We start from the raw sequence: 1,644 nt of genomic DNA, 5'->3' as shown, positions 1-1,644 counted from the left end.
CGTGAGTTGGACCTCCTTAGTGCCTGGATTTGAGCGCGTCGATGATCGCGGTCGCGTTGTCGTCGAGGGGGCTGCGTGCGGTGAGGTGATGTCCGTCGATGTCGATGACGGCGGTGTGGATCTGTCGGAGGCTCTGCACGATCTTCTTGATCGACATCCCGGTCGCTTGTTGCAGGTCGCGAGCCACGGCGAGTGCGGCGAACACGATGGTCAGGTGGGCTTCGATCGAGTCGCGGGTGCGGTGGTAGATCGGGCGGGCGCGTAGGTCGGATTTGGCCATACGGAACGACTGTTCGACTTTCCAGAGATCCCGGTACGCTGCGACGACGCTGTGCCCGTCGAGGACTGTCGGTGCGATGTTGGTGACGTATCCCTTGTAGCCGGCCGCGGCGCGAGCGCGTTGGATCGATTGCTCGTCGAGTCCGATCTGGGGGCCGGTGACTTTCACGAACCGCTGTTTACGCAGGGGTTCGTCCTTGTCCATGACGCGTTGAGCGCGTTCGATCTGCGCGTTGAGGGTGCGGTTGTCTCGTTGATCGCGTTTCCATAGGTAGTGCCACACGACTCGCCGATCACGCCGGGCTTGGCCAGTGCCCATTGGGCGGGTCAGTTCGACGATGCCGTTGTCGGCGATGTAGTTGCCGCGTTCACCGAAATGCTCCTCGAGCTCTTTCGGTGCCTTCGATGTGCGTGAGCCGACGATGAACTTCAGGCCGGCATCCTCGAGGGCGTTGAGGTTCGCCGCGGAGAGCATGCCGGCGTCGGCGACGACGATCATGTCGGTGATCCGATGGCGCTCGATGAACCCGGTGATGACAGGGATCAAGGTCTTCGTCTCCGCCTTATTGCCTTCGAAGACGTGCAGGTCAAGGGGGAACCCGTTGCGAGCCACCAACAGTCCGACCGTGATCTGGGGATCGACTCGGCGTTCTTTGCTCATACCGACCTTACGCAGCGCATCTTCGTGCTCGGCCTCGAAGTAGAGCGTGGTCAGGTCATAGAGCACCATCGCCACGCCGGGACCACCGTCGGCGGTCACGTGGGCCAGGCACGCCGCCGACAGATGCCGGCGGTAGTCACGCTCGACGCAGCGAGCAAGGGCACGTTTGATACTCGACAGGTGTGGCGGGTCAACGCCGATCTCATCCAGGACCCGAATCGTGTCGACCTTGCTCGTCGGCTCGACCAGACGAGCACAGACCAACGCACGAAACGTCGCATCGTCGACCACGTCGAACCCGAGCCGCTGGTAGGCGTCGGTCAGGGTGGTCCACAGCAACTCACTGGAGTGTTTGGCGATCACCGCCTCACCGGCGGATCGGACCTTCTCCATGGGCGGCAAGTCGAGATCGAGGTGCTCCTGACCTGCGTTGATACGGGATTTCGCGGTCGCGATCAGTGCCGCGAGCTCGGCATCGGTATGCGCTGATCCGATGTGTTCGACGATCGTGCGGCGACCATTCACGGTCTGAGCGATCTGGACCGCAGTCGCTCCCGAAGCCGTCCTCACCTTGCGTACGTACGGGGCCACATGGAGACGATAGCCCAGGATTTAGTGCCCGGATTCAGCACTAAGCAACACCCTGACCTGCATATTTTCCTGGCCAGGCCCCGAAATCAGCCTCAAGAGGTCCAACTCAGGTC

1 protein-coding gene is annotated in these 1,644 nt (G+C 62.1%); it reads right to left on the bottom strand.

The genetic code is table 11. The features are described 5' to 3' along the window. Positions 1-16: 16 nt before the first annotated feature. Positions 17-1,531, bottom strand: a complete 1,515-nt coding sequence (locus GP2_RS20735) for an IS1634 family transposase (RefSeq protein ID WP_006902613.1) — start codon at positions 1,529-1,531, stop codon at positions 17-19. Between the last annotated feature and the right edge of the window lie 113 nt (positions 1,532-1,644).

This window comes from Gordonia paraffinivorans NBRC 108238, assembly GCF_000344155.1.
In the GTDB taxonomy this organism is placed as follows: Bacteria; Actinomycetota; Actinomycetes; order Mycobacteriales; family Mycobacteriaceae; genus Gordonia; species Gordonia paraffinivorans.
Note: the sequence above shows the minus strand (reverse complement) of the source record. Positions and strands in the feature narration are given on the sequence as shown.